Source organism: Citrobacter sp. Cf125 (assembly GCF_030333935.1).
Taxonomy (GTDB): Bacteria; Pseudomonadota; Gammaproteobacteria; order Enterobacterales; family Enterobacteriaceae; genus Citrobacter; species Citrobacter freundii.
The window spans coordinates 756152-776816 of the sequence record NZ_JAOWEY010000022.1 but is presented as its reverse complement, the minus strand read 5'-3'; the positions used below and the strand labels follow the sequence as shown (position 1 = coordinate 776816).

Here is a 20665-nt window from a genome sequence, read left to right as displayed (position 1 = left end):
TGCTAGTCACCAGGGCCCCATGGAGCAGCGGGCCCTGAAGGGCAGGAGTGTTTAAGCAATTCGGCAGGCGTCGGCTTCCCAGCGATACCCCACGCCATAGACCGCGCGGATAAACGACTGCTCAGCATCCAGCGACTCCAGCTTGCGTCGCAGGTTCTTAATATGGCTGTCGATGGTGCGGTCGGTAACGACGCGATAATCGTCATAGAGATGGTTAAGTAATTGTTCTCGGGAGAATACTTTTCCCGGCTCATGTGACAACGTTTTAAGTAAGCGGAATTCGGCGGGCGTTAAATCGAGCATCTTCCCACGCCAGGAGGCCTGAAAACGGCCTTCATCGACGATAAGCGGGCTTTCTGCATCCATTTGTTGTAGTTCGCGCTGCGGTTTGCATCGGCGCAGGATCGTTTTAACACGCGCGACGACTTCGCGCGGGCTGTACGGTTTACAAATATAATCATCTGCACCGATCTCCAGCCCCAGCAGGCGATCAATCTCTTCGATTTTAGCGGTTACCATCATGATGGGGACTTCTGAGAAGCGGCGGATTTCCCGACACAGGGTCAGACCATCGGTACCGGGCAGCATCAGATCCAACAAGATCAGATCGGGCGGTGTTTGGCGCACGTAAGGCAGAACCAGGTCGCCGTGGCTGATGAGCGTAGGAGCGTAGCTCGCTGCCCGCAGGTAGTCGATGAGCAGTTGCCCCAGCTTGGGTTCGTCTTCCACGATCAGAATACGCGGCGTGTTTTCATCAATGGGTAACTCAGTCATACATCTCTCTGTAAATCGCGTTCCAGCGGTAACTCTACTGTAATGCTAACCCCACCAAAAGGCGAATGGGCGGCGCGGATCAGACCATTATGCGCTTGTACGATATTGACGCAAATCGCCAGCCCCAGCCCGGAACCTCCGCTGGCGCGGTTACGCGAGCCTTCGGTGCGATAAAATCGTTCAAACAGCTTCTGTAACTGCTCGTCACTTACGCCGGGAGCGGAATCTGCGAAGGTTAATAACACCATACGTTCGCGTTGTTCGGCGCTGATGTGCAGCCCGCCGCCGCTGTCGGTATAACGCAGACTGTTTTCCAGCAGATTGTTGAACAACTGCATCAGACGATCCCTGTCGCCAAATACCGTCATGCTGTCCGGGAGCGAGAGTTGAAGCGTTAGTCCACGACTGGCAAAGCGTTCACGAAATGCGCCGCTTGCCACCTCAAGCAGCGGGATAAGATCCAGCGATGATTTCTGATAGGCCAGCGCACCTTCATCTGACATGGAGAGCTGATGAAGGTCGTCAACCAGTTTGGTGAGCGTACCCACTTCAGCCTGCAAAGAGGCAACGGAGTCGGGCGTGAACTGGCGGACACCATCCTGAATGGCCTCCAGTTCACCGCGCAACACCGCCAACGGCGTGCGCAGTTCGTGAGAAATGTCGGCCATAAAGTCACGACGCATCTGCTGGTTTTTTTCCAACGTACTGGCGAGCTGGTTGAAGTCCTGCGCCAGCTTGCCTAGCTCATCCGTACTGGTTGGCGTAACGCGAGTGGTGAAATCGCCCGCCGCCAGTTTGTGCGTGCCTTCCACCAACCGTTTAACCGGGGCCAGCAGGCTGCGCGCCAGCGTAAACGTTGCCAGCGCAGCCAGGATCGTGGAGAGCGCGACGATAAGCCAGCTGGAACGTCTTTGCTGCATGTCGAAATTGATATCGGTATTACGCGTTAAACGCTCCACCGGAGAAGCAATCACAGCACCCACTTCGCTACCGTTGACGCGGATGGGATGGCGCATACCGTCGCGGGGGACAGGAGCCCGCGGGCCGACCAGTACGTGGGCATTTTGATCGACAACCCAAAACTGTGTACGCCAGCCGTGTGGCGGCATGCCTGGACCCGGTTTATCATCGTCGTTGTCGTGTTCAAAAGAGCGCAGGATCTGGAAAACGAAACGATCGTTATTGCGTAAGAATCGCCAGTTGCCGTGCTGCGCGTACTGCTCGCTTAACGCGTCGCTGAGCATTTGCAGCCGCTGTTCGTTACCGTGCTTAATATAGTCGATAAAACCGCGTTCGAAGCTTATGCGTACAGCCCAGTGCATGCTGATCAGCAACACAATGCAGGTGGCGAAAATCGCCAGAAACAGTTTGCCGGTGATACCGGGCCGCCAGAACTTCATCAGGTGCTCCTTTTGCGTCGTGAAATCACCGCATTGGTTTGCGTGTCGTTCGGCACGCGGGCAAAAATAATGGCGGGCAGCGCAATAATGAATGCAATGCACAGCCAGGTATACATAAAGACGCTATGCGTACTACCACTGTCGATGGCGATATGTTGCTGGCCAAACATGCCTAACAGCAGACCCGCGATGGTCACCCCGATACTCATCGACAGCTGCATGATCATCGACAGCAAGCTGTTGCCGCTGCTGGCGAGATCGTCAGGCAGATCTTTTAACGTCAGGGTATTCATGGATGAAAAGCGCGTTGAGTTGACCATTCCCTGTAAAAACAGCACGAAGGGCAGGGCGTAATACCAGCCCAGCAGTGCCGTGGCCATTAGCAACAGACTGACCAGCGACAGGCCAAGCGTGGTGGTAATCAGTACGCGACGGTAACCAAAGCGGTTAACGACCTGCACCACAATGCGCTTCATGCCCATACTGCCCAGCACCATCGGGATCATCATCAGTCCGGCATGAAACGGTGAAAAACCGAGGCCAATCTGTAAAAACACCGGCGTCATAAACGGCAGCATACCGCTGCCGATGCGACCGGCAAAACTGCCGAACAGACCTAGCGAGAAGGTCGATGTGCGAAACAGATTCAGGCTAAACAGCGCGCGGGGATTTCGATGGGCGTGTTTCAGATACAGCGCAATAGCCAGCACCCCGCAGATAACCAACGCCGCCAGCGTGATACTGGAGAGGCCGGTTCCTTTGCTGCCATCGAGCGCCAGCGTCAGAACCGCCATACCGACCGCCAGCATCGCGAATCCGGAGAGGTCGAAGCGTCGGGTTTGCATGGTGTAGTTGGGCATCAACATTAACGTCGCTATCGCGCCGACAATGCCTACCGGAATGTTAATCAAAAAGATCCAGTGCCAGGAGGCGTATTCAACCAGAATTCCGCCTAACGCTGGGCCCAGCAGCGGGCCGATTTGACCGGGTAAAGTGACAAACGTCATCGCCGCCATATATTGCTCACGCGGGACGATTTTCATCACCGTCAGCCTGCCGACTGGCACCATCATCGCACCGCCAATGCCTTGTAAGACGCGCGCCATCACCAGCTCGTTGAGCGTGCTGGACCAGGCGCAAAACAGCGAACCAAGCGTAAACAGGATGATGGCGGTGAAGAAGATATTACGCACGCCAACTTTGTCCGCCAGCCATCCGCTGGCGGGCAGCATCACGGCAACGGTTAAAACATATGACACTATGACCATATGCATGTGTAACGGGCTTTCCCCGAGGCTTGCCGCCATCGAGGGAAGCGCGGTATTAACGATGGTGGTATCCAGCGACTGCATAAAAAAACCAAATGCCACAATCCAAAGTTGCCAGCGGGTGCTGTCGGGAAGTTCTGTCATAACTCTGCTACCGGTTTGCTGTTTTTACGCGAAAAACGCAGACGCAGACGGTCGAAAAAGAGATAGACCACAGGCGTGGTGTACAGCGTCAGGAGCTGGCTCACGACCAGCCCACCGACAATGGTTATCCCCAACGGCTGGCGCAGCTCAGAGCCATCCCCTGCGGATAACACTAACGGCAGTGCGCCAAATAACGCCGCCAGCGTGGTCATCATGATTGGGCGAAAGCGCAACAGGCAGGCCTGGAAAATAGCTTCTTCCGGCTGCAGCTTACCGTTTCTCTGCGCTTCCAGTGCAAAATCGACCATCATGATGGCGTTTTTCTTCACAATTCCAATTAATAGCATGATCCCTATCAGGGCGATTAGGCTGAATGGGGCATTGAACAGCTCCAGCGCCAGCAAAGCCCCGACCCCTGCCGAAGGTAGCGTGGAGAGAATGGTCAGCGGATGTACATAGCTTTCATACAGCATACCCAGCACGATATAGACGGTGGCGATGGCGGCGATAATCAGGATCACCTGCGAGTTCATAGTGTCCTGAAATACCTGGGCGGTACCGGCAAAGCTGCCACGAACCGTGGAGGGGACGCCGAGCTGGGTCATGGTTCTGTTGATGGCCTCTGTCGCTTCTGACAGTGAAGAACCTGTCGGCAGGTTAAACGACACGGTTGAGGCGGCAGATAATCCCTGATGGTTTACCGACAGTGGGGCATTCGCTGGCTGCCATTTGGCAAAGTACGATAACGGGATCGCTTTACCGTCATTGTTGATGACGAACATTTTGTCCAGTGCGCTGATGTCCTGGGTGTAACGTCGGTCGACCTCCATCACCACTTTGTACTGGTTCATCGGCTGATAGATGGTTGAAATTTGTCGCTGACCAAAGGCGTTATTCAGCAGGCTATTGGCGGCTGCCACGTCGATCCCAAGACGAGACATGGTGTCGCGATCGTAAATCAGATTCATCTCCGCGCCATTGTCCTGCTGATCGGAGTTGACGTCCGCCAGTTGGGGCAGGGCGGCAAGCGCCTTACGGATCTTCGGTTCCCACTCACGCAGCGCCGCCAGATCGTCGGACAGCAATGTGTATTGATAGCTGGCGTTGGCCTGGCGTCCGCCAACGCGGATGTCCTGCACCGCCATCAGAAACAGATTCGCACCTGGTTCTTTTGAAAGCGCAACGCGCAGGCGGTCGATCACCTGCTGAGCGGTTTCACGGCGCTCATCGCGTGGCTTGAGGGTAATAAACATCATCCCGCTGTTAACCCGTGACCCACCGGTAAAGCCGGTGACATTGTTCACCGCCGGATCGTCGCGGATGATCTTCATAAAATCCTGTAGTTTACCGCGCATCGCCTGGAAAGAGATGCTCTGGTCAGCCTGGATCCCTCCCATCAATACGCCCGTATCCTGCTCCGGGAAGAAGGTTTTGGGGATGGAAATATAAAGCCAGATATTCAGCGCAATGGTGCCGAGTAATACCACGCCCACCAGTCGCGTGTGGCGCAGTACCCATTTAAGTGAAGTGCCGTAGCTTTGCTGCAGCGCTACCAGCACGCGACCAAATCCCCGTTTACGCGACTGTTCACGCGGGGCGCTGGATTTAAGCATCCAGCCGCACATCATTGGCGTTAATGTCAGCGACACCAGCAGCGAGATACCGATGGCAACCGACAGCGTGACGGCAAATTCGCGCAGCAGGCGTCCAGGCAATCCGCCCATTAACAGCAGCGGCAGGAATACCGCCACCAGCGACAGGCTCATGGAAAGCACGGTGAATCCCACTTCGCGCGTACCCTGTAACGCCGCCTGGAGTGGCTTCATTCCCGCTTCCAGGTGGCGGGCAATATTTTCCAGCACCACGATGGCGTCATCTACGACAAATCCCGTGGCAATGGTTAACGCCATCAACGACAGGTTGTTCAGGCTGAATCCGCACAGATACATGGCGGCAAAGGTACCGATCAGCGAGACCGGAACCGCTACCGCGGGGATCAGAGTCGCACGCCCGGATCGCAGGAAAACAAAGACCACCAGGATAACCAGCGCCACGGAGATAATCAGCGTCTGTTCAACTTCCTCTAATGAAGCGCGAATGGTCGGTGAACGGTCCTGGGCGATTTGCAGATCGATGGCGGCCGGGACCAGCGTTTGTAGCTCCGGTAATTTGGCGCGAATGCTATCTACCGTCTGAATAATATTGGCTTCCGGCAGCTTGCGGATCATCAGCAGAATGGCCGGTTTGGCGTTGGTCATCCCCGCGTTACGAACGTCCTGTACAGAGTCGGTTATAGACGCAACATCACCCAGTCGCACCGCTGCGCCGTTGTTATAGTGGATGATAATCGGTTGATATTCGGCGGCGGTTTTCAGCTCATCGTTAGTTTGTACCTGCCAGCGATGGGTATCATTCTCGATAGCGCCCTGCGGCTTACGCACGTTGGCATTGTCGATCGCGCTACGCACGTCGTCCAGTGACACGCCCTGGTTAAACAGCGCCTGCGGGTTGAGTCCTACCCGCACGGCAGGCAGAGAACTGCCTCCAACGTCCACGTCGCCCACACCGTCGATTTGCGCGATGGTCTGCGCCAGTTGTGTTGATGCGAAATCGTACAGTTCACCCTGCGAGTAAGTGTCCGACGTTAGCGTCAGGATCATGATTGGCGCATCGGAAGGGTTAGCTTTGCGATACGTTGGTCGGCTCGGCATCCCGCTGGGCAGCAGGCTTTGCGCGGCGTTAATCGCGGCCTGAACGTCCCGCGCCGCGCCATTGATGTCACGGTCGAATTTGAATTCGAGAATAATACGCGTACTGCCAAGCGAACTACTCGAAGTCATTTCGTTTACGCCCGCGATGCGGCCCAGCGAGCGCTCCAGCGGAGTTGCGACCGAAGACGCCATCGTTTCAGGGGAGGCACCGGGTAATGATGCGCTGACCATAATCACCGGAAAATCCACCTGCGGCAGCGGAGCGACCGGCAGCAGACGAAAGCCCAGAATACCGCATAGGGTGATAGCCACCGAAATGAGAATGGTCGCCACCGGCCGATGAATGAAAAGCGCGAAAAATTTCATTTACGCTTCCTCTTCCTGACGCGGGAAACGGCTTTTCACATACAGCGACAGACGGTCAAACAGCAGATAAATTACCGGAGTGGTAAACAGGGTTAATACCTGACTCACAAGCAGTCCACCGACCATGCCAATGCCTAACGGACGGCGTAACTCTGCGCCCACACCGGTACTTAACATCAGCGGCAACGCGCCGAGCAGTGCCGCCAGCGTAGTCATCAGAATTGGGCGGAAACGCAGCAGACAGGCCTGGAAAATAGCATCGCGCGGCGCCATGCCTTGTTCGCGCTCCGCGGCAAGGGCAAAGTCGATCATCATGATGGCGTTTTTCTTGACGATACCGATGAGCAAAATAATGCCAATAATCGCGATGACGTCCAGTTCGCTGCCGGCAATCATTAACGCCAGCAGTGCCCCGACGCCCGCCGTCGGCAGCGTGGAGAGAATAGTAATTGGGTGAATAAAGCTCTCATACAGCACGCCGAGGACGATATACATCGCGACAACCGCAGCCACAATCAACCAGATGGTATTTCCCAGCGCGGCCTGGAAGGCGAGCGTGCTACCCTGGAACTGGGTCGTAATATTTGCGGGCAGGTTAAGCGTTTTTTCGGCGTCCAGAATCGCCTGTACCGCATCACCCAGCGAATGTTCGTCTGGCACGTTGAACGAGATGGTGGTGACCGGGAACTGATCGAGGTGGTTAATCGACAGCGGGGCAAAACGCTGTTCAATACTGGCGATCGCGCTGAGCGGTACTATGCCACCGTCGCTACTGGTCAGACGTATTGTATCCAGTGCCGCAAGCCCCGGCGTATTGTTGGTGTTATGTTCTAACACCACGCGATACTGATTTGCCTGGGTGTAAATAGTCGAAATCAAACGCTGGCCGAAGGCGTTGTACAGGGCGTTGTCGACATCTGACATGCTGATGCCCAAACGGCTTGCACTGTCGCGATTGACGTTCACATACGCTACCAGCCCTTTGTCCTGCCAGTCGCTGCTGACGTCGGACAGTTGCGGTAGCTGATTTAGTTTTGCTATCAGCTGTGGCACCCAGGTGCTGAGGGCATCAAGGGATGTCGCTTGCAGCGTGAATTGATATTGCGTCCGGCTCACCTGAGTATCAATCGTCAGATCCTGAGTAGGCTGAAGATAAAGGTCAACTCCGGGAACCCTGTCAACCGCGTCCTGTAAGCGCGCAATCACTTTCTGCACCCGATCGTCACGTTCATCCAGTGGTTTAAGGTTGATTTGCAAACGCGCACTGTTCAATGCCGGATTAGTACCATCCACACCGACAAAAGCGGTCAGGCTCTCTACCGCCGGATCTTTAAGGATGACATCTGAAACCTGACGCTGGCGCTCGGCCATGCTGGCGAATGAGCTGGACTGCGGTGCCTGTAGCGTACCCTGGATAATGCCGTTGTCCTGGATTGGGAAGAAACCTTTGGGGATGAAAACCCATAGCATGACGCTCAATGCCAGCGTGCCGAGCGCTACGCTCAGCGTCAGCCACGGGTGGTTAAGTACTTTTGCCAGCCAATGACCGTACCCGGCGATGACGCGATCAAACATTCGCTCTGAGGCGCGGGAGAAGCGATTTTGCTTACGCAATGAGGCCTGATTCAGCATACGCGCGCACATCATCGGCGTAAGAGTGAGCGAGACAACGGCAGAAATCAGAATCGCCACCGCCAGCGTAACGGCGAATTCACGGAACAAGCGCCCGACGATATCGCCCATGAATAGCAGTGGGATCAATACCGCAATCAATGAAAACGTCAGAGAGATGATGGTAAAACCAATCTCGCCTGCGCCCTTCAGGGCAGCAGTCAGCGGTTTTTCGCCTTTTTCGATATAGCGTGAAATATTCTCGATAACCACGATAGCGTCATCCACAACAAAGCCTGTCGCGATGGTTAGCGCCATTAAGGTCAGGTTGTTGATGGAGAAATCAAGAAATACCATCACCGCGAAGGTGCCGATTAACGACAACGGTACGGCAACTGCAGGAATAATCGTCGCCGGAACATTGCGCAGAAACAGGTAGATAATCATCACCACCAGCGCTATCGCCAGCATCAACTCGAACTGGGTGTCTGCAACAGAGGCACGAATATTGGTGGTGCGATCGGAAAGTACGCTGACTTTAACCGATTTGGGTAGGCTTTCGGTGAGCTGTGGCAGCATCTGGCGGATACTGTCTGCCGTGGCGATGATGTTCGCCCCAGGCTGGCGCTGCACATTCATCACTATAGCTTGTTGCTTATTTGCCCATGCACCCAGCCAGCTGTTTTCTGCTCCTTGTTCGACGGTAGCGACATCGCCCAGGCGAACCGGTGCACCGTTTTTATAGGCAATAATGAGCTGACGATATTCATCTGCGGACTGCATCTGGTCGTTAGCTGAAAGGGTAACGGCGCGCGTTGGGCCATCAAGACTCCCTTTTGCTGAATTGACGTTGGCACCGGTAATGGCCGTACGGATGGTTTCGCTGGTCAGACCGAGTGCGGCAATGGCCTGAGCGTTAAGTTTCACGCGGACCGCCGGACGTTGCCCACCGGAAAGTGTTACCAGACCCACGCCGGATACCTGAGAGATTTTCTGCGCGACGCGGGTTTCGACCATATCTTCCACCTGCGTCATCGGCATGGCGCTGGAAGTGACCGCCAGCGTCATGATCGGCGGATCTGCCGGGTTTACCTTGCTGTAGACCGGAGGGTTAGGTAGATCGCTAGGTAATAAATTGGTGGCGGCGTTAATCGCGGCCTGAACTTCTTGCTCGGCAACATCCAGCGGGAGCGTCAGTTGAAACTGTAACGTAACGACCGATGCGCCACCGGAGCTTTGTGATGACATCTGTTTTAAGCCAGACATCTGGCCAAACTGACGTTCAAGCGGCGCGGTTACCGCCGAGGTCATGACATCCGGGCTGGCGCCGGGGTAGAGCGTAACGACCTGAATCGTGGGGTAATCCACTTCAGGTAAGGCGGCGATTGGCAGGAAGCGATAACCGATAATACCGGCAAGCAAAATCGCGACCATCAGCAGCGTAGTGGCGACGGGGCGCAGAATGAACAGGCGCGATGGTCCGCCTGTGTTGTCCGGAGGTAACAGCTGCATCAGGAGTTGGCTCCTTTTTTGCCGTATCCACGTGGCGCTGTTTTCTCATCAGAAACAGAGGCGTCGTGCGCCTCAACGACTTCGACTTTTGCGCCTTCCGTCAGACGGTCAATACCGTCAGTCACGACCCGATCGCCTGCGGACAACCCAGCGGCGATCACCACTTTTTGGCTGTCCTGAATACCCGGTTTAACCAGATGCTTGCTCACTTTGTTGTCGCTGTTCAGTACCCAGACAAAGTGCCCTTCGTTGCCCATCTGCAGGGCAGCTGTTGGGATCACAACGGCATTTTGCTGCGTGTCGACCAGCATGCGGGCGTTGACGAACTGGTTAGGGAATAACGCATCATCCTGATTGTTAAAACGGGCTTTAACTTTGATGGTTCCTGTAGTGGCATCAATCTGATTGTCGAGACTGAGCAGGACGCCTTCACTCAGTTTTTGCGAATTGGTTCGGTCCCAGGCTTCGACCTTCAGCTGGCTCCCCGATTTTTGTGCCTGCAACACGGTAGCAATGTCGTTTTCAGGCAAAGTAAATATCAGGTCGATGGGATGAGTTTGCGTAATGACGACGATCCCGGTGGTATCGCCGCTGGAAATTTGGTTACCGACATCGACCTGCTTCAGGCCGACACGACCATCGACAGGTGCGGTTATCCGGCTCCAGTCGAGCTGCAACTGAGCGCTGGCGACACTGGCTTCATCCGCTTTGATTGTGCCTAACGTCTCATTGACCAGCGCCTGCTGGGCATCCAGCTCCTGGCGGGAGACCAGATTGGTTTTAACCAACTGTTGATAGCGGGCAAGATCGCGACGGGCATTCGCCAGCGTGGCTTTATCTTTTGCCAGTTGTCCCTGCGCCTGAGCCAGAGCGACTTTGAACTGGCTGGGATCTATCTCTGCCAGCAGGTCGCCGGCTTTTACCTGTTGTCCTTCCTCAAAGTGTAAGGCAATGAGCTGACCGTCCACCCGGCTACGTACCGTGGCGGTATTGGCGGCAGTAATGGTACCCAGCCCTGTCAGGTAACGTGGAACGGCTTCCTCGGTGGCGGTGGCAGCCTGCACGGGAGCCAACGGTCCGGAGCGCATTCCACGGCGTGCCGACCCAGGCGTGTGCTGCGCTGGTTTGGTAGCGCCCGGTGCGGTTTCCTGGGAAGCGCTGCGGCTTTGCCAGAACCAGATGGCGGCCACGACGATCACGATTGCTATCACCCAGCGGGATTTATTACTGCCTTTCATTGTTATGAGTTTCTCATCCTGAAACGATTCGCGGAATGATACTAGTTTAGCCAGCGAACAAGGGAGAAAAATGGAGGAATTATGAAACACTGTCGGGATTCGTCTGAATGCTGACGCGGCTTTGCGAGGCGTTACGCAACAATTTGCGGCGAAAATAGCGAATGCGTCATTGTGCGTTAGAGTGCGGTCAAGGCAAAAGGAGGTAAGCCAGAGATTTCAGCGGGACGCTGGAACGGGAAAGCCCCCTCCCGAGGAAGGGGCCAAAATAAGGAAAGGGTTATGATGAAGTACGTCATCATACTGGTGATACTCTTAGTCATTAGCTTACCGGCTTACTAAGACACCAGGGGGAGGGGAAACCTTCCCTAACCCTCACTCCTGAAAATAAGCCACAGCAACGGTGATGTCAATACGCACACCTTTCAGCTTGCGAGCGGCTTAGCGGAAAACAACGTCAGCCCAGCGGGCCAGACCGGCGGTGACAGAACCGAAGTCATCGCCACCCGCGATAGGGACCCCAGGAAGCTGCTGGGCGAGGGCTTTTTTAATCAGCGGTGAACGCGCGCTGCCGCCGGTCAGATAAATCACGTCCGGTTTTTCCTGCGCGTTGTCCAGCGCCAGTTGGACCTGCTCCAGAATGCGCGCCAGGGGCTGATTGAGCGCGGCCTCCAATCCATGTTGACTAATATCGGTTGCCAGCGTGTCGCTGATAAACGGTATCGCCGCCGTTACAATGGTCTGGTCGGAAAGCGCGATCTTGCTCTCTTCTGCGCTGCGCACCAGGCGATAGCTCAGACGCTCGCGCCAGACTTTGAGCAGCAAGGCTACTTTATCGGCTTCTTTCGCGTCGCGGACAAGATCGTTCAGTAAACGACCGTTGGCGCTGCTGTAGAAATCACTTTGCGCGGGAACATCGTTGATCGCGACCGCGTTCCACCAGGGGAGAATCGGTAAGGCGATCCCTTTTTCAGTCTCACCGCCCATACCTAGCAGCGGCATCAGGTGTTTAAACGCCAGCGCGATATCCAGATCGTTCCCGCCTACACGGCAGCCACTGTGTCCCAGCAGGCTGTTTTCGCGATCGGCGCGCTGATGCCATTGCGGCCCCATCAGCAGCAGTGAACAGTCGGTCGTACCCCCGCCAATATCTACCACCAGCACGCGTTTCTCATCCTGCAGTGTGGCTTCGTAATCCAGCCCCGCTGCTACCGGCTCGTACTGGAAGACGACATCCTGAAAACCGGCACGTTTGGCCGCACGTTCAAGAATCCCCTGCGCCTGGATGTTGGCGTCATCGCCACCTAATCCCTGGAAGTTGATGGGGCGACCAATTACGGCCTGAGTGATAGCTTCCGGCAATTGGCTTTGCGCCTGGTTGCGAATGTGCAGCATCATTGCACAGACCAGATCTTCAAAAAGCGCAACTTGCTGCGGCTTCAGACCGCTGGCACCCAAAAATGATTTTGGCGATTTAACGAAGTACACCTCTTCCGGGTCTTCAATATACTGACCCAGCGATGTCAGACCGAACTGCACGCTGTTGGCGTTAACGTCGATGTCCTCTTCGCGATTGTAGCGCATCGCACGGCGAAGCAGCGCCTGTGTTTCATCGTCCGTGGTTGGAACGTCGTGATGGCGATACAGCCACTCGCTAACCGCTTCGCGCGTTGGTGCACACAGCATTGAGGGTAGCAGCGTGCTGTTATTTTCCATTTTGAGCAGGTGGGGCTGCCCATCACGCATAACGGCCACTGAACAGTTTGCCGTACCGTAGTCAAAACCAATAAACACCGTAAAAATCCCCATGCCAGTGAAGAAGGGGCGTGACTTTAACGAATAGTTGACGGCCCGACAACTGGAATATGAAAGCAAGGCGTACTGATTGAATACCGTTTATGCTGTAAGTTTGCTTTAAAAGGAAAACCGAATGTTCACGCTGAGCTGGCAACCGCCTTATGACTGGCCCTGGATGCTGGGATTTCTTGCCGCCCGTGCGGTTGAAGGTGTCGAAACCGTAGAAGAACTGAGTTATGTCCGAAGTCTGTCCGTAGGGGAGCATCGTGGTCTGGTGAGCGTTGTCCCGGATCTGCACGCCAATGTGCTACACGTGACGTTGAGCTCAGGGTTACAGCCTGTAGCCTCCGAGTGCCTGGCAAAAATAACGCGCTTGTTCGATCTTTCATGTTGCCCGCAGCAAATTGTCGGCGCGCTGGGTAACCTCGGCGCGGCGCGTCCGGGATTGCGCCTGCCGGGATGTGTCGATGCTTTTGAGCAAGGGGTACGGGCGATTTTAGGACAGTTAGTCAGCGTGGCGATGGCCGCGAAACTGACAGCGAAAGTAGCGCACGCTTATGGCAATACACTGGAGGATGCGCCCGAGTATGTGTGTTTTCCCTCTCCAGAAGAGCTTGCCAACGCCGATCCGCTGCACCTGAAAACGTTAGGAATGCCGCTCAAACGCGCTGAAGCGTTGATTCACCTTGCTCATGCAACCCTTGAAGGAACGCTCGCGACAACAGCCCCTGCCGATATCGAACAAGGCGTTAAGCAGCTACAAACATTTCCCGGGATAGGGCGATGGACCGCCAACTACTTTGCGCTGCGCGGCTGGCAGGCGAAGGACGTTTTTCTGCCGGATGATTATCTGATTAAGCAGCGTTTTCCCGGCATGACACCAGCCCAGATCCGGCGGTATGCAGAGCGCTGGAAACCCTGGCGCTCCTATGCGCTGTTGCATATCTGGTATACGGATGGTTGGCAACCGTCAGTTGATGGCGAAATTGCTGGTATTCAGTAGCAGACCCAGCGGTTGGGCGTCGGCAATAATATCGCCATAAATCATATCAATACCGATGCCAGAAAGCGTATCCATGATGAGCGGCAGTTGCACCGGACCGGCGATGGTTTTAATGTCCAGGCGCTGAGCATGACCCTGGATAATGGACACCCACATTTCGTCGATCAAGTTGCCGGGAGCGCTGGCACTTAGCTCGCTGTCGAGTAACAGGTAATCGACAATGTGATATTTCAGGTTGTCAAAAAGCTCTAAGTCGCGACCAACCTGACTTAACACAATTCGACAACCGTACTGCCGCAGTCGATGCAGGGCGGATACCGCCTGCGTTGGGCTTGTTTTGATGACACTTGATGGAACGGTCAGATGCAGCAATCGTGGCGGTAGCGGGCTGCGTTGCAAGTGCTCTAGCAGCTCATCTACCAGTTCTGTGTTGAGCAGGCCGGCGGCGGAAAGGGGCAGGGCAATACTGAGGCCCTTGTTGGCGACAGCCGGGGCAGCACTCTGGAAGAACTCGCCGAATACCCGACGATCGAGCGCCTGACTCAACGTGGGATCGACCAACCCGGCATGGAAGGCTTGATCTTCAATGATTTCACCCTCAGCGGTGCCTAAGCGAAGCGAGATAATCCAGAAGCTAAAAGTCTCCGGTATACGCGGAGAAGCAACGCCTCTGGCGATCATCAGCATAGGGTTGTGTGTAATAGTGTGTCTTTGTTCATCCAATGACAGTTGGCTACGCGCGGCATGGGCCTGGCTTTGCTGAGGCTCATAGACACAGACTCGCCCACGGCCGCTGTTTTTCGCCGCGTAGCAGGCGATATCGGCCTGAGACATAACGTCAGTCGCGACATGGTTTTTCTCATCAATCAGCGTAATTCCCGCACTGGCGCCAATACGGTGCAAACGGCCTTCCCACATAAATTGGTAATTGTTAATAGCACTGATGATGCGTCCTGAGATAAAGCGGGCGCTTTCGATATTACAATCCGGCAGCAACAGACCAAACTCGTCGCCGCCAAGGCGCGCCAGCATATCGCTGGATCGCAACATGCTGAGCATAAGCGCAGAGAGTTCACGCAGCAGGGCATCGCCGGCGGCATGACCCGCGCTGTCGTTCACCGCTTTAAAACGATCCAAATCGATAAAAACCAGTACATGGCACTGGCGCGTGTCGTGTACTGAATGCAGCAATTGTTTTAGATGGTTTTCGAAGCTGACCCGGTTTGCCAACTGCGTCAGGTCATCATGTGAGGCACTGTAGCTAAGCTGGCGGAGCATCTTCCGTGACTCTGTGACGTCCTGAATAACCAACACCGAACCAATGCTGCCGCCGTCAAGGGTGCTGAGGGGCGTGATGCTGTACTGAATGTCATAACTGCTGCCATTACGACAATGCAGGACCACTTCCTGCTCGATTGCCGTACGCGACATGTCAGCACTGTAGATATTTTCCATCAGCGGACCGTTCTCGCCAAAAGTAATATGTAGTACCGTCAATAGCGGAATGCCGATGGCACTGTCCTGCTGCCAGCCGCTCATTTTCTCAGCGACCGGATTCATAAAGGTCACGTTCATATAGACATCAATACAAATTACCGCTTCGCCGATTGAGTCCAGCGTAATGTGCAGGCGCTCTTTTTCCTGATACAGCGCTTCGTTAAGCTGCTTCACTTCGGTCATATCCATATTGATACCAAGTAAGCGTTCAACTTCACCGTCTTTATTCAGCACCCGGTTGGCCAACGAGCGGATATGGCGTATGCCATCTTTTACTGCGATACGAAACTCAAGCTTAAACGGAACCCGCGCGGCCAGCGAATCACGAATCACATTTTCGGCGTACTCGCGATCTTCGGGTACAACGCACTCATACCAGACTTGCCAGCTGGGTTTGATATGCGCAGGAACTTCATACAGATCGAACATCCGTTTATCCCAACTGATCACGTCAGGCTGCAGTTCCCATTCCCAAATCCCAATACCCCCGGCTTCATTGGCGAGGGTAATGCGTTCCATCAACCGTTTGTTAATCCACTCGGTATGCTTCAGGTCGTTAATGTCCTCAACCTGCGCGATAAAGTAGAGTGGAGTGTTGTCGCTATGACGCACCAGCGAAACGGCCAGCAACGCCCAGACGACGTCGCCCGCGCGGGTGTAATAGCGTTTTTCCATGGAATAGCTGTTAATATCTCCGCGTGCCAGCATGTTGAGTTGTTCAAGGTCGTTGTTCAGATCTTCCGGCCAGGTTAACTGCTGGAAGGTCAGCGAACGTAGCTCCTCCTGGCTATAGCCCAGAAACTGGCACAAGGCTTTATTGGCCTGTAGCCATTGCCCCTCGGTGCCAACCAGTGCCATGCCAATCGCGGAATATTCCATGGCGTTGCGAAAGCGTGACTCGCTTTCTGAAATGTTCTTGCGTTCGGCTCGAAACGCGTACATCACCATGGTCATCATGTTGGCGGGCAACAGGATCATCAAAAACGGCAACCAGGGGATGTCCGTCATCATGTTCTGTTTCGGGGTGTAAAGCAGTGAAGGGTCGGCGGCCAGCATCAGCGAAACCATCATCACGGTGCTGAGGAATATTAAAAACGCCTCCATACGCGGCAGACGGACAGCGCTCCACATCAGCAGGACAATAACGCAGGTAAATGGCCATGGAATGTACATCATGGATAGCCAACTGAACGTTAAGGTCACCAGAAGCGTAATCAGGGTCTCAAGCAATAATCGCGGGTCGCGATGGCGCAGCAGGTAATGTGGTTTAAACAGCAAACCTAACGGCACCAACGCCAGTGCGCCAATGGATTCTGACAGTACCCAAATGAGAAAGGTATTTAACGTAGTTTCCTTCGGCAACAACATCCACATCAATACGCCGCCCAGCAGTGGCGGAACAACCGCGCTGCCAAATGCCAGACGCGCCCAGTCGTTAAGATTTTGTAAGGGATTGTACCAGGGCAGCAGTTTACGCAATAACATTGCGCCAACAACAGCCTCAATAATGTTAATGACCGTATAGGAGAAATTAAGCGACTGTCCGGGGAAGAAGAGTAAAGAGGCGCCGATGCTACCGAATGAGCAAGCCAGCGCGATCCCAGGCCACATCTTTCCAGCGTGACGGTAAAAAGCCACCATCATGATAGAGGTTGGAAACCACAGCGGTGCAAGCTGTGCGCCGTAACGTGACAGTTCCAGCGAAAACAACGTAAAGATGAAAGCCACCAGACCTAAACTGGCCAGGCGCAGTAGAGGATGGGGTAAGGTAACTAAAACATGTTGGGATTGTTTACTCATTACCACTCTACCCAAATAGCCGTTGTCGCCCAGCAGAGATGCCGGACGCATCACATTTAATCTGGGATTATGCTAGTACAAACAATTTACAATTTATACGCCAGCTGCTCATAAATTAACACTCCCAAGCTATTAATTCCTAAGGCAGGTGAATAAATATAGCGGCTGTTCTAAATCTGACCATTTTAATTTGCGACAGGGACAGCATTGGTGCAGCCTGGGGTGGCATCGCGCCGCTGAAATCCCTATAATTGCCGCGTTTGGCGTTTCGGCGCCGCCCTTCCTTACATCCAGGTTAATCAGGTCGCTAAATTTATGACTGATCAGTCCCATCAGTGCGTCATTATCGGCATTGCCGGCGCATCGGCTTCCGGCAAGAGCCTTATTGCCAGTACTCTTTATCGCGAATTGCGTGAACAAGTCGGTGACGAACATATTGGCGTTATTCCCGAAGACAGCTATTACAAAGATCAAAGCCATCTGTCGATGGAAGAACGTGTAAAAACCAACTACGACCATCCGAACGCGATGGACCATAGCCTGCTGTTTCAACATCTGCAAACGCTGAAACGCGGCTCTGCCATTGAGCTGCCGGTATATAGCTATGTTGAGCACACGCGTACGCAAGACACTATTCATATCGAACCAAAGAAAGTCATCATTCTGGAAGGCATTTTGCTGCTGACGGATGCGCGTTTGCGTGACGAGATGAACTTCTCTATTTTTGTTGATACGCCGTTAGATATTTGCCTGATGCGCCGTATCAAGCGGGATGTGAACGAACGTGGTCGTTCAATGGATTCGGTGATGGCGCAATACCAGAAAACCGTCCGCCCAATGTTCCTGCAATTTATTGAGCCTTCAAAACAATACGCCGACATCATTGTGCCGCGCGGGGGTAAAAACCGCATCGCCATCGATATTCTGAAGGCTAAAATCAGTCAGTTCTTTGAATAAGTTCAGCGAATTGTGTACCGTTCAGTGATAACCTGGTTCACCCTTAACGCACCTGGCATTAAGGGTTTGAAGCACGAAAGGAGAAAGTGCCATGCGTTTATGTGACCGAGATATTGAAGCCTGGTTGGATGAAGGTCGCCTGTCGATCAATCCACGCCCTCCTGTCGAGCGAATCAATGGCGCCACGGTAGATGTGCGCCTTGGCAACAAATTCCGTACGTTCCGCGGTCATACGGCGGCGTATATCGATTTAAGCGGACCGAAAGATGAAGTCAGCGCCGCGCTGGATCGCGTGATGAGTGATGAAATCGTCCTTAAGGACGGCGAAGCCTTTTTCCTGCATCCGGGGGAACTTGCACTGGCGGTAACATTCGAATCCGTGACACTGCCTTCCGATCTCGTCGGTTGGTTAGATGGCCGTTCTTCGCTGGCTCGTCTGGGACTGATGGTACACGTCACCGCTCACCGTATCGATCCGGGCTGGTCTGGCTGTATCGTACTGGAGTTTTACAACTCCGGAAAATTACCGCTGGCTCTGCGTCCGGGGATGCCGATTGGCGCGTTAAGTTTCGAACCGCTTTCCGGTCCGGCAGCGCGACCCTACAACCGTCGTCAGGATGCGAAATATCGCGACCAGCAGGGCGCCGTTGCCAGCCGGATCGATAAAGACTGAGTGTTTATCAGTCTATTGGGGATAGCATGAGACGATTTCTGACGACGCTGATGATTCTTCTGGTCGTGCTGGTGGCCGGTTTTTCTGCGTTAGTACTGTTGGTGAATCCGAATGATTTCCGCGCGTATATGGTCAAGCAGGTTGCCGTACGTAGCGGGTATCAGCTGCAGTTGGATGGCCCCCTGCGTTGGCACGTATGGCCGCAACTGAGTATCCTCTCAGGGCGAGTGATGTTAACGGCTGAAGGCGCCAGCGAACCCCTGGTTCGTGCTGATAATATGCGTCTCGACGTTGCATTGTGGCCGCTGTTGAGCCACCAGCTCAGCGTGAAGCAGGTGATGCTCAAAGGCGCAGTGATTCAATTGACCCCGCAAACTGAGGCGGTACGCGGCAAAGATGCACCCGTTGCCCCAAAAGACAATATGTTGCCCGATCTGGCGGAAGACAAAGGATGGTCGTTTGATATCGCCCGTCTGCGCGTTGCCGACAGTGTTCTGGTGTTCCAACATGAAAACGATGAACAGGTTACCGTTCGCGATATTCGTCTGGAGATGGAACAAGATAGCCAGCACCGCGGCACGTTTGATTTCTCCGGGCGTGTGAACCGCGATCAGCGCGATCTCGCGTTATCCTTTAACGGTACGGTCGATGCCTCCGATTATCCGCACAACTTATCTGCGAATATTGAGCAGTTAAGCTGGCAACTGCAGGGGGCCGATCTGCCGCCGCAGGGGATTAACGGTCAGGGACATCTTCAGGCGCAATGGCTGGAAGAGAAAAAACAGCTTTCATTTAGCCAGATAAATTTGACCGCTAATGACTCTTCTTTCTCCGGGCAAGCGCATGTGGCATTGTTGGAAAAACCGGAATGGGCCGTTGACCTAAAATTTGGTCAGCTCAATCTGGATAACCTGCTCGTACAACATGACGCAGCGGTGACAGCAAAAGGTGAAGTTCAGCAAGGTCAGAGTCAGTCAACGCTGGCGCGCCCCGTTATTGCTTCCCAGGTTGATGCTGTTTCGTATCAGGGACTCAAGGGTTTTTCGGCAGACATCGCTTTGCAGGCTGACAAAGTGCTGTGGCGGAAAATGGCGTTTGAGAATGTCTCGGCAAAAATAGACAACCGGTTCGGCTTACTGAACATTGCACAGTTGCAGGGAAAAAGTGATGGCGGGCTGATCTCATTGCCCGGCACGCTGGATGCCAGAAAGGGAGAACCGCGAGCGGTCTTTCATCCGCGCCTGGAAGGTGTAGAAATTGGCACTATTCTGAAGGCCTTTGATTACCCCATCGCACTCACCGGCAAGCTGTCGTTGGCGGGAGATTTTTCCGGCTCGGATATTGACGCCCAGGCGTTTCGTCACAGCTGGCAAGGGCAGGCCCATGTCGAAATGAACGATACGCGAATGGAAGGGATGAACTTCCAGCAGATGATACAGCAGGCCGTCGAGCGTAGCGGTGGAGATGCTAAAGCCCAGCAAAATATGGAGAACGTGACCCGTCTGGATCGTTTTGTAACCGATATGACGCTGGATAACGGTGAGGTAACGCTGGATAACATGGTAGGGGAGTCCGCTATGTTGGCACTGACCGGCAAAGGAACGTTAGATCTGGTGAAGCAGAATTGCGACACGCTGTTTAACATTCGCGTTCTGGGCGGTTGGGATGGCGAAAGTAAGTTGATTAATTTCCTGAAGGCCACCCCGGTTCCTCTCAGAGTCTATGGTCAATGGCAGTCACTGAACTACAGTCTGCAAGTTGATCAGCTTTTGCGTAAACATCTGCAGGATGAAGCAAAACGTCGCCTGAATGACTGGGCCGATCGCAATAAAGATTCCCGCAACGGCAAAGATGTTAAAAAGTTGCTGGATAAGCTCTGATTCATATTGCCGGATGGTGGCTAATGCCCCATCCGGC

General features: G+C 54.2%; 13 protein-coding genes. 5 read left to right on the top strand and 8 right to left on the bottom strand.

All coding sequences use genetic code 11. The features are described from left to right. Positions 1-51: 51 nt before the first annotated feature. From baeR to OGV89_RS08005, 6 genes are read right to left on the bottom strand one after another with little or no spacing between them, the layout of a single operon-like run. On the bottom strand, positions 52-774 hold the full coding sequence (gene baeR, locus OGV89_RS08030) for an envelope stress response regulator BaeR (protein ID WP_003036797.1): 723 nt from the start codon (positions 772-774) through the stop codon (positions 52-54). Continuing rightward, positions 771-2174: an envelope stress sensor histidine kinase BaeS gene (gene baeS / locus OGV89_RS08025; protein ID WP_003841761.1), complete on the bottom strand. Its 1404-nt coding sequence runs from the start codon at positions 2172-2174 to the stop codon at positions 771-773. Before baeS ends, baeR begins: the two co-directional genes overlap by 4 nt. Further along, positions 2174-3586, bottom strand: a complete 1413-nt coding sequence (locus tag OGV89_RS08020) for an MFS transporter (protein ID WP_286558490.1) — start codon at positions 3584-3586, stop codon at positions 2174-2176. The genes baeS and OGV89_RS08020 overlap by 1 nt, the downstream gene beginning before the upstream one ends. Next, positions 3583-6663 (bottom strand): multidrug efflux RND transporter permease subunit MdtC, encoded by a 3081-nt coding sequence (gene mdtC, locus OGV89_RS08015; RefSeq protein WP_044701897.1) that lies wholly within the window; start codon positions 6661-6663, stop codon positions 3583-3585. Before mdtC ends, OGV89_RS08020 begins: the two co-directional genes overlap by 4 nt. Further along, the gene (locus OGV89_RS08010) at positions 6664-9786 is read right to left on the bottom strand and encodes an MdtB/MuxB family multidrug efflux RND transporter permease subunit (protein WP_286558487.1); all 3123 of its coding nucleotides are present in this window, start codon (positions 9784-9786) and stop codon (positions 6664-6666) included. It lies immediately after the preceding gene. After that, positions 9786-11024, bottom strand: coding sequence for an MdtA/MuxA family multidrug efflux RND transporter periplasmic adaptor subunit (locus OGV89_RS08005; RefSeq protein WP_048232347.1), 1239 nt, complete (start codon positions 11022-11024; stop codon positions 9786-9788). The genes OGV89_RS08010 and OGV89_RS08005 overlap by 1 nt, the downstream gene beginning before the upstream one ends. A 279-nt stretch (positions 11025-11303) precedes the next feature. Here OGV89_RS08005 and OGV89_RS08000 point away from each other — a divergent pair, with 279 nt between their 5' ends. Further along, entirely contained in the window at positions 11304-11363 is a 60-nt protein-coding gene (locus OGV89_RS08000; protein ID WP_106672390.1) for a type I toxin-antitoxin system Ibs family toxin, read from the top strand. Positions 11364-11462: 99 nt separating this feature from the next. Here the strand turns inward: OGV89_RS08000 and yegD are convergent, their stop codons facing one another. After that, positions 11463-12815 carry a molecular chaperone gene (yegD, locus tag OGV89_RS07995; RefSeq protein ID WP_286558484.1) on the bottom strand — a complete coding sequence of 451 codons (1353 nt, stop codon included), beginning with the start codon at positions 12813-12815 and terminating at the stop codon, positions 11463-11465. Positions 12816-12951: 136 nt separating this feature from the next. On the opposite strand from yegD, the gene alkA reads away from it, so the two are divergent. Continuing rightward, positions 12952-13821, top strand: coding sequence for a DNA-3-methyladenine glycosylase 2 (gene alkA / locus OGV89_RS07990; protein ID WP_003841772.1), 870 nt, complete (start codon positions 12952-12954; stop codon positions 13819-13821). Here alkA and OGV89_RS07985 read toward each other — a convergent pair. Further along, entirely contained in the window at positions 13789-17118 is a 3330-nt protein-coding gene (locus OGV89_RS07985) for a diguanylate cyclase (RefSeq protein WP_286558482.1), read from the bottom strand. The genes alkA and OGV89_RS07985 overlap by 33 nt on opposite strands. A gap of 315 nt (positions 17119-17433) precedes the next feature. Between OGV89_RS07985 and udk the strand changes: the two genes are divergently transcribed. The 3 genes from udk to asmA all read left to right on the top strand — a co-directional run bounded on the left by udk (position 17434) and on the right by asmA (position 20628). After that, on the top strand, positions 17434-18075 hold the full coding sequence (udk, locus tag OGV89_RS07980; protein ID WP_003036776.1) for a uridine kinase: 642 nt from the start codon (positions 17434-17436) through the stop codon (positions 18073-18075). Positions 18076-18166: 91 nt separating this feature from the next. Next, positions 18167-18748 carry a dCTP deaminase gene (gene dcd / locus OGV89_RS07975; RefSeq protein ID WP_003036774.1) on the top strand — a complete coding sequence of 194 codons (582 nt, stop codon included), beginning with the start codon at positions 18167-18169 and terminating at the stop codon, positions 18746-18748. Between the two features lie 26 nt (positions 18749-18774). Continuing rightward, positions 18775-20628, top strand: a complete 1854-nt coding sequence (gene asmA / locus OGV89_RS07970) for an outer membrane assembly protein AsmA (RefSeq protein ID WP_106107170.1) — start codon at positions 18775-18777, stop codon at positions 20626-20628. The last annotated feature ends 37 nt before the right edge of the window (positions 20629-20665 follow it).